This is a genomic window from Polynucleobacter sp. 39-46-10, assembly GCF_002282275.1.
Genome location: NZ_NCJB01000102.1, coordinates 1 through 8,005, shown reverse-complemented (window position 1 = coordinate 8,005; position 8,005 = coordinate 1). Strand labels below are relative to the sequence as shown.

Sequence of the window (8,005 nt, the reverse complement as noted above, 5' to 3'; positions counted from 1 at the left end):
GATGAACATTGACGCTGAAGATCAGCGTGCAATGTTTGATAAATCGAAGATCATTGCTCGGCGCCGCATGCCGACTTTGGAGTTGATTCACGAGCGCTTCAGTCGTGCAGTTCGACTCACTCTCTTCAATATGATTCGTGCGCCGATTGAAGTGCAGATGCATCTTCCGGTAGTCAAGAGTTATCAAAAATTCGTAGATGAGTTTCCTGAGCGCACCAACATTAACATCGTCGGTATTCGTCCATTGCGCGGTGTGGGTTGCTGGATTGTGGATCCAGGCGTGGTGTACATCGCGATTGACAATATGTTTGGTGGCGAAGGTCGTTTGGCTCCGCGCCTGAATTTGCGTGAATACACTGCAACAGAATTACGCATCATTCGCCGCTTAGTTGACGCCTTTCTCAGTGAGTACGAGAAAGCGTGGAAATCCGTCTATGAAATTAAGTTTGACTTCATGAGACAGGAAACCAACTTCGGTTTTGCCAAGATTACCTCTCCTGGTGAGATGGTGTTGCACTCTAAATTCACTATTGAGATTAATGGCCGACCAGGCGATATCGATCTGTGTATTCCATTCTGGGTCTTGGAGCCGGTTAAAAGTATTTTGTATAACAATATGCAAGGCTTTGCGACCGAGCCTGACCAGCATTGGACTGACCTGTTAAATGATCAAGTTCATGAAGCCCCTGTTACTGCAGTAGCTGTTTTAGCTCGTAAGCAAATGCTGCTCCGTGAAATTACCTCACTTTCAGTTGGGGACATCATTCCTATTGAAATTAATGATCCTGTGACCGTATATGTGGATGGTTTGCCAGTGATCAAGGGTCAATATGGCACGAAAGATGGCCGTTATTCTGTAAAAGTTGGCACGATTCAACACCCAGCAGAATTCCTGAAGAGCCCTCTTGAAAGTGCCCGTCTTGGCCCAAGCATGATGCGCAGCGCTGAAAAAGGCGAGCTTTATGAGCAACTTCCAGAAGTCGCCAAAAGTCATGTTGAAGTGCCCGAAAATCCAGACGCAAGCGATACAATTAGCGCAGTGACTGATGGCCTAGTGCCTGATGGTCAATGAAGCACAAAGAAAGTAGAGAATAGGGAATCACCATGGCTGAAAACGATAACGATTTAGCAAAATCAATGACTAGTGCAGATGTATCTGGTTCATTGAGAAAAGCCACCTTTAATAATTTAGAGGAAGGTGCTAGAACTAACCCAGACTTTAACGAAATTGATTTGGTGATGGATGTACCAGTTCAAGTCACAGTGGAGTTGGGCCGCGCCAAAATGCAAATTCGTAATCTACTGAACTTAACTTATGGTTCCGTGATTGAATTGGATATTCTGGCAGGAGAGCCGCTCGAAGTTGTAGTTAATGGATGCTTGGTTGCTCAGGGTGAGGTAGTGATTGTGAATGACCGTTACGGTATTCGCTTGACTGATATCGTTACTCCGGCAGAGCGTCTGCGCAAAATTAATCGTTAATTGACATGGACTCCTCGGTCGGAGGTATGTTGCTATTCTCATTTTTTTGGCTTGCGCTTGCAGCTGCCCTGATATGGGTTGTTGCATTCTTGGTAAAGCGCGACTCAGCTACCCGCGCCAGTAATCCGCATGTGATGATCTTGGCTCAGCAAGCGTTAGGTCCACGTGAGCGAGTGATTGTCCTCAATGTCTTAAATCGTATTTTGGTTGTGGGTCATACCCCCAGTCAAATTACTCTGCTAACTGAGCTTGATCCCGAAGATGTTGCTAATTTGAAGCCGCAAGCAGCAAGCGCAGATTTTGCAAATAATTTGCGCCAGTTTGTGAAAAGAAAATTAGGATGAAACGAAAAATATTCTGGTACTCATTTGGAATTACAGCCCTAATTGGGCTGTTTCCATTAGTTGCCTGGAGTCAATCTTTGCCTTTAGTAACCGCTAAGGCGGGTGGCGGTGGCACGATGTACGCAGTGCCGGTAGAAACCATCATTGCGCTTACAGCGCTCAGTTTCTTGCCGGCTGCTTTGGTTCTCATGACTAGCTTCACGCGCATCCTGATTGTCTTTTCCTTATTGCGTCAGGCGCTAGGTTTGACGACCATGCCGCCAAATATTGTTTTGATCGGCCTTTCATTTTTCTTGACGCTATTCATCATGAATCCCGTCTTTGATTCGATCTACAAGAATGCTTATCAGCCTTACTCTACTGGCAAGATGGGATTTCCGCAGGCAGTAGAGGTAGGCGCTAAACCTTTAAAAGAATTCATGCTCAAGCAAACCCGTCGAGACGATCTCAATCTCTTTGCAAAGATGTATGGTCAAGAAATTGCCACGCGTGAGGATGTTCCGTTTACTGTTTTAATTCCAGCTTTTGCTATCTCCGAAATCAAGACAGGTTTTCTGATTGGCTTCGTAATTTATTTGCCATTCTTGGTGATTGACTTTGCAGTTGCCAGTATCTTGACTTCGCTTGGTATGGTGATGGTCTCGCCAATGATGTTTTCATTGCCACTAAAGTTAATTGTGTTTGCATTGGCTGATGGCTGGGCGCTCTTGTCCACCTCACTTGTGCAAAGTTACATTAATTAGCGCCTATGGAAAGCGGAGTCATTATCGATTTGGTGTACCAAGCCTTGAGAATGGCTGCGGTATTGGCTGGTCCAGTCTTGATGTCCTTGCTAGTAGTGGGATTAGTGATTGGTATTTTGCAGGCCGCCACTTCGATTAATGAGTCGACTGTTGCCTTTGTTCCCAAGCTCATTGTGTTCGGCGTTGTGATCGTGATGATTGGCCCGATCACCTTAGTTTTATTTACTGACTATATTAAAGAGCTCTTTGCTCGTATACCTGGTTTGGTGAGCTAATTTATGTTGACCATCTCAGGTCTTCAGATTGAGCAGTACATGGCAATCTTTATGTTTGCCTCAATGCGAGTGTTTGGACTTTTTCTCACCACGCCGCTATTTGCGTTTCGTGCCCTCCCAATGCAATTCCGTTTACTGGTAGCAATCTCCTTTGCCGCCTACATGATGCCCGTGATTTCCTCTGAGTTAATTCCTAATCCGGGCAGCATTACTTTCTTTGCCTCAGTGATTGAGTTATGTATCGGGGCATTTATGGGGTTTGTGATTCGATTGGGTTTTATGGTGATTGATATTGCCGCAGAAATCTTATCCTTTCAGGCTGGTTTTAGTTTTGCCTCAACGGCATTTCGAGATCCAGCTTTAGATTCTGGCTTGGTGGGTCAATTTTTGGGCCTCACCGCGATTGCTCTGGCTTTTTCCCTCAACATTCATTTGGTATTAGTAGAAATTATCTTGAGTAGCTTTAAAACAATCCCAGTTGGGGTGTGGCCTGATGCGTGGTCATCTAAAGGGGTGATGGAGTTAGTTGCCGCTTCATTTCGTTTGGGCTTAATCTTATCCATGCCCGTACTACTCGTGTATATGATGTTTAATTTGACGCAGGCCTTTTTGGGTAGAACCAGTCCACAGATGAATTTATTTTCGGTTGGTTTTGCTGTCAGTATTCCTTTGGCATTCCTAGTTATATTTATGATTCTTCCTGATTTAAAAATTGTTTTGGAGCGCTCTCTTGAAAACCCACTGCAACTTATTCGCCAAGGCGTGGAGACACCCAATGCAAGATAAATATTTAATCCAGTTTTTCCTGACGCTGTCACTATTACTTCTTGGTCCTACTAGTTTTGCTCAGCCATGGCCTGAGGGTCCAAGCGCACCAGAGGGTGATACCAGTCAAGTTATGTCTGCTGAAGATAGGGCAACTATTTCTCAGAATTCCTTAGACCAAGCTCCGGTCGGCCCGGATGACTGCGAGTCAAAGTTTCCTTTTCCTTCCTCAGCCAAGCGCGATCCTTATGCCGAAAATGGTCCAGAGGTCTGCAAGAAATTGCAGATTCGTGGACAAAGAATGCAATGTGAGGTGGATTCGCTTTTATTAGAAAAGCCGACCAGCTCAACTACTGGCTCGAAAATTGAAGTGGCTGCTTGGGCTCGTTGTAACAGCAAGGTAGCATCGCTGTTAATTGAAGGTTATTACTTGCCGGCTAGTGAAATCGAGCGTCGCCTGCAAATCTGTAGCGCTAATTTTTATGCTGACCCAGGTAAGATGCCTAAATTAGGTTGGTATCAACGTTTTCTCAGGTGGGCTACAAGTAATGATCTAACCCCGCCTCCAACTGATGCTGCGATTGAAGTGGCATTAAAACAATCCACACCGCTAGAGAATCATCAAGATGCTGCCGGTCTCATGAAATGTGAGTGGATGTTCTCGCGGAGCAGATCTCCTGCAATTGACGTTTTACCAGGCGGAAGTCTTGCGGATGGTGATGGTGCCCCTCCTGTGGCGCCTAGCAAGAAGCCAGCTACCAAGCGCCCCGCTAAGAGCGCTACAAAGCCATGATTTATAAAGCAATATAAACACGAAGCCGAAAATATCCGTAAGAAAATCTATGAATAAAAAAATCAAACTATCTATTTCCTTGTTTGCACTTGCGTTGTCATATGCAATCAGTTCAAGTGCAATTGCTAGTGATGCACCGGCTCCTGCTGTAAGTGCTGATAAGCCTAAAGCTTCAACCACGGCCACAGCAGCTTCATCATCTAGTGATGACGATATGAGCAAGGCGCTCTTAAATAAGATTAATAAGGGTTCTGGCGATATTGTTATACGAACTGGCGATCTTCCAGCTAGCAATACCACTGCGCAATCTAAGTCTGAAAGTAAGCCAAAGGCAACTAAGGCAGCGGCTAAGGCGGTTGAAAAGGATCATCACGACGTGCATTGGTCCTATGTTGATGGTCCTGGCGGCCCAGAAAACTGGGGTAATTTAAGTAAAGACAATTTGGCTTGCTTAAAAGGCAAGACTCAATCACCTATCAATATCAATGTTGATAGAGCGGTGAAAGCAGAGCTCACACCTTTAGAATTTCTTTATAGACCTTCTCAACTCGCCATCGTCGATAACGGCCATACGATTCAGGTTAATTACGGTGAAGGCAGTAATCTGATTGCTGATGGTCGTCAGTACAGATTAGTTCAATTCCATTTCCATAAGCCTAGTGAAGAGGCGATCAATGGCGAGCGTACTGATATGGTGGCCCATTTAGTCCACCAGCACCATGATGGAAGTTTGGCAGTAGTTGGCGTATTAATGACTACAAAACCGCCCGCAGCAAGCAAAAAGTACTGGTGGGGAAGTGACGAGGTTAAGGAAAATGGACTCATTCAGACGCTTTGGAATAATGTCCCACTGATTAAAGGTAAGTCAGAGGCGCCTGGAGTAGTGATCGATGTAAATCAGATTCTGCCGGCTGATAAGAGTTATTTCACCTATATGGGTTCGCTTACAACCCCACCTTGCAGCGAGAATGTACTGTGGTTTGTGATGAAAAACCCAATTTATGTCAGCGAAGAGCAGGTCAAAAACTTTGATCGCATTTATCCAATGAATGCCCGCCCATTGCAGCCAAAGGGTGATCGTTTAGTAAAAGAAACCAAAGCTAACTAAATCTTGGCCTATTGGCAAAAGCTGCCAATAGGATTGCATGGCATTGTAATAAAGCGGCAATTTTTGCCGATTTTAAGAAAAAACCCCATATTTTGGGGTTTTCTTAATTCTAGGGCTCACTTCGTCAACGAAGTCAGCGATAAGGTGCTTAGCTTAAAAAGTTAGCGCTTACTAATTTAAATCTCCATATAAAACTGGCACGGTCCTTGCATATTCATATGTGAGGATTTTCCCCTCAGGATTTGTATTCCCTTAACGGGTGGAGAGTAAATGAACGCTGTACCGCAATACGATCCTTTAACTTTCGGCGAAAACGCACTAAAACTGCGTACGTATCGCCAGCAAGTGCTTGGGAACAATTTGGCAAACTCCGATACTCCTGGCTACAAAGCTAGAGATATCCGCTTTGCTGACGTATTGAAGGCGCAGCTAGATGGCAAAACATCCTCTAGTGCTATTGGAATGGCAACAACGCATTCAGCCCACATTCCTGGCAAGGTGCCCCAAGAAGATCCTCGCTTGCTCTACCGCATCCCAAATCAGCCTTCGATGGATGGCAATACGGTTGATGCTGACGTTGAGCTCACTGAATTTACTAAGAACTCAGTATTTACTGAGTCAGCACTCAATATGTTGGGTAGCACAATTCGTGGTCGTATGTCTGCAATTACAGGTCAACCTTCATGAGTTTATTAGGCGCATTTAATATCGGCTCGACTGGCCTCACAGCTCAAGCAATGCGCTTGAATGTGACTGCATCCAATATTGCCAATGCTGAAAGTGTCTCTGGACCGGATGGCCGCCCATACCGAGCAAGACAAGTGGAATTTACAGCGATCACTAAGCCAGGGTCTCCGGGGTCTGGAGTTGAGGTTAGCAAGGTGTTGGAGAGCGATGCCCCATTAAGAATGGAATATCGCCCAGGTCATCCAAAGGCAAATGCTGCTGGCTATGTGGAGATGCCAAACGTCAACCCAGTAGAAGAGATGGTGAACATGATTTCGGCATCGCGTTCATATCAGATGAATGTGGAAGCAATGAATGTATCAAGGCAATTGATGTTGAAGACCCTTGATTTAGGTAAGTAATTAATAGAGAGCATGCGTAAAGCGTAAGAGGAAATTATGGCAATCACCAATCCAATGAGTGGCATTCGTACTTATGACCCAACTACAGCGAATAAACCCGCTGAGGCATCAGCTACATCCACAAGCGGCGGAACTGCTGCTGAGCAAACGCAAAATTTCTTAAAACTATTGATTGCACAGATCCAGAATCAAGATCCAATGGCTCCAATGGATGCATCCACGATGACTGCGCAAATGTCACAACTCAATATGGTGAGCAGTATGGGCAATATGAATACGTCCATGACCGCCATGCTTGCACAAATGCAAAGTGTGAATTTCATGAACCAAGCCGCATTGATTGGCCATAGTCCAGCAGTTGCTGGTAACGGCATTGCATTTGATGGAGAGAATCAAGTTATGTTGGGCGCAAATGCAGAAAATCCATTGAAGTCAGTCGTTGCAACCATTACTGATGCAGCTGGAAATGTGGTTAATAGTGTTGATTTAGGCAACCTCAATGCTGGTATGGCCAATTTTATTTGGAATGGTCAGGATGCTGATGGCAACACAGTCGATGCTGGAATGTACTACCTCAGCCTAGCGGGAACTAACTCAGCCGACGCGAGTGAAAACCCAACGGCTTATGTCGCATCAGCAGTTGCATCGGTAACTAAGGGTGCAAATGGCGATGCCATTCTGAATTTATTAGACGGAAGAACTATTAATTCTTCCGAAGTGCAGCAGTGGATCAGCTAAGAAAAACGTAAGAAAAAATAAATAGTAGACAACAAACAAAAGCAAGCAAGATAAACAAAGTAAAGCAGAGATAAAAGGAAGAAAAATGGGATACGGAATCGGATTATCAGGATTAAAGTCAGCCTCCGAAGCAATTGACGTTACCAGTAACAATATTTCCAACGCACAGACAGTTGGATATAAATCTGGTGAATATGTGTTTTCAGATCAGTTCTTCAGAGCGCAAGATCCGCAATCCGTAGATCGTGCTGGTATGGGTGCATATCGTATGGCAATCCGCCGCACTGGTAGTTACGGTACGGTTGTGAATTCCCAAAATCCTCTAGATATGGCTATTACAGGTCCAGGTATGTTCATGATGGCGAAAACTGTTGATGGAACAGTGCCAACAGAGAATCCAACCAAGTTCCAGTATTCACGCAATGGCCAATTTGCAGTGGACAATCAAAATCGTATTGTTAATGAAAACGGTATGTACTTGGTGGGATATCCTGCTGATTCATCTGGAACCATTATTTCAAGCGCAAAGTCAGTATTGATTCTCGACCGCACACCATTAGCACAGCAGCCAACCAGAAATTCAAATCTTGAATTAAATCTCGATAATCGTGTCGATCCAAAAACTGGAAATGTGTTTTCACCAACTGATCCGACAACTTACAGTCAAGC

At 44.7% G+C, this 8,005-nt stretch carries 12 protein-coding genes; all 12 read left to right on the top strand.

Annotated features, from left to right (window positions below):
- Window positions 1–1,072 (top strand): flagellar motor switch protein FliM (gene fliM / locus B7X71_RS09440; protein ID WP_293600573.1); only part of this gene is annotated, 1,072 nt, incomplete at its 5' end.
- A gap of 32 nt (window positions 1,073–1,104) precedes the next feature.
- Window positions 1,105–1,482 carry a flagellar motor switch protein FliN gene (fliN, locus tag B7X71_RS09435; protein WP_215302791.1) on the top strand — a complete coding sequence of 126 codons (378 nt, stop codon included), beginning with the start codon at window positions 1,105–1,107 and terminating at the stop codon, window positions 1,480–1,482.
- Between the two features lie 5 nt (window positions 1,483–1,487).
- Window positions 1,488–1,826, top strand: coding sequence for a flagellar biosynthetic protein FliO (gene fliO / locus B7X71_RS09430; RefSeq protein ID WP_293598180.1), 339 nt, complete (start codon window positions 1,488–1,490; stop codon window positions 1,824–1,826).
- Window positions 1,823–2,569: a flagellar type III secretion system pore protein FliP gene (fliP, locus tag B7X71_RS09425; RefSeq protein WP_215302796.1), complete on the top strand. Its 747-nt coding sequence runs from the start codon at window positions 1,823–1,825 to the stop codon at window positions 2,567–2,569. Before fliO ends, fliP begins: the two co-directional genes overlap by 4 nt.
- A gap of 5 nt (window positions 2,570–2,574) precedes the next feature.
- Window positions 2,575–2,844: a flagellar biosynthetic protein FliQ gene (locus tag B7X71_RS09420; protein ID WP_293598179.1), complete on the top strand. Its 270-nt coding sequence runs from the start codon at window positions 2,575–2,577 to the stop codon at window positions 2,842–2,844.
- A 3-nt stretch (window positions 2,845–2,847) separates the two neighbouring features.
- Window positions 2,848–3,630, top strand: coding sequence for a flagellar biosynthetic protein FliR (locus B7X71_RS09415; protein ID WP_215302805.1), 783 nt, complete (start codon window positions 2,848–2,850; stop codon window positions 3,628–3,630).
- Entirely contained in the window at window positions 3,620–4,402 is a 783-nt protein-coding gene (locus B7X71_RS09410) for a hypothetical protein (RefSeq protein WP_293600572.1), read from the top strand. Before B7X71_RS09415 ends, B7X71_RS09410 begins: the two co-directional genes overlap by 11 nt.
- A 49-nt stretch (window positions 4,403–4,451) precedes the next feature.
- The gene (locus B7X71_RS09405; protein WP_293598176.1) at window positions 4,452–5,510 is read left to right on the top strand and encodes a carbonic anhydrase family protein; all 1,059 of its coding nucleotides are present in this window, start codon (window positions 4,452–4,454) and stop codon (window positions 5,508–5,510) included.
- A gap of 270 nt (window positions 5,511–5,780) precedes the next feature.
- Complete coding sequence (flgB, locus tag B7X71_RS09400; protein ID WP_215302811.1) at window positions 5,781–6,197, top strand: flagellar basal body rod protein FlgB; 417 nt, start codon at window positions 5,781–5,783, stop codon at window positions 6,195–6,197.
- Window positions 6,194–6,598, top strand: a complete 405-nt coding sequence (gene flgC, locus B7X71_RS09395; RefSeq protein ID WP_215302813.1) for a flagellar basal body rod protein FlgC — start codon at window positions 6,194–6,196, stop codon at window positions 6,596–6,598. Before flgB ends, flgC begins: the two co-directional genes overlap by 4 nt.
- Window positions 6,599–6,634: 36 nt before the next feature.
- Window positions 6,635–7,336, top strand: a complete 702-nt coding sequence (locus B7X71_RS09390; RefSeq protein WP_293600571.1) for a flagellar hook capping FlgD N-terminal domain-containing protein — start codon at window positions 6,635–6,637, stop codon at window positions 7,334–7,336.
- Window positions 7,337–7,421: 85 nt separating this feature from the next.
- A partial coding sequence (locus B7X71_RS09385; protein WP_293600570.1) for a flagellar hook-basal body complex protein occupies window positions 7,422–8,005 on the top strand: 584 nt, incomplete at its 3' end.

Bases quoted from the DNA above. Each gene is read 5' to 3' on its own strand.
- B7X71_RS09410 (WP_293600572.1), top strand. From the start codon at position 3,620: ATGCAAGATAAATATTTAATCCAGTTTTTCCTGACGCTGTCACTATTA.
- flgB (WP_215302811.1), top strand. From the start codon at position 5,781: ATGAACGCTGTACCGCAATACGATCCTTTAACTTTCGGCGAAAACGCA.
- fliN (WP_215302791.1), top strand. From the start codon at position 1,105: ATGGCTGAAAACGATAACGATTTAGCAAAATCAATGACTAGTGCAGAT.
- fliO (WP_293598180.1), top strand. From the start codon at position 1,488: ATGGACTCCTCGGTCGGAGGTATGTTGCTATTCTCATTTTTTTGGCTT.
- B7X71_RS09415 (WP_215302805.1), top strand. From the start codon at position 2,848: ATGTTGACCATCTCAGGTCTTCAGATTGAGCAGTACATGGCAATCTTT.
- B7X71_RS09420 (WP_293598179.1), top strand. From the start codon at position 2,575: ATGGAAAGCGGAGTCATTATCGATTTGGTGTACCAAGCCTTGAGAATG.
- B7X71_RS09390 (WP_293600571.1), top strand. From the start codon at position 6,635: ATGGCAATCACCAATCCAATGAGTGGCATTCGTACTTATGACCCAACT.
- fliP (WP_215302796.1), top strand. From the start codon at position 1,823: ATGAAACGAAAAATATTCTGGTACTCATTTGGAATTACAGCCCTAATT.
- flgC (WP_215302813.1), top strand. From the start codon at position 6,194: ATGAGTTTATTAGGCGCATTTAATATCGGCTCGACTGGCCTCACAGCT.
- B7X71_RS09405 (WP_293598176.1), top strand. From the start codon at position 4,452: ATGAATAAAAAAATCAAACTATCTATTTCCTTGTTTGCACTTGCGTTG.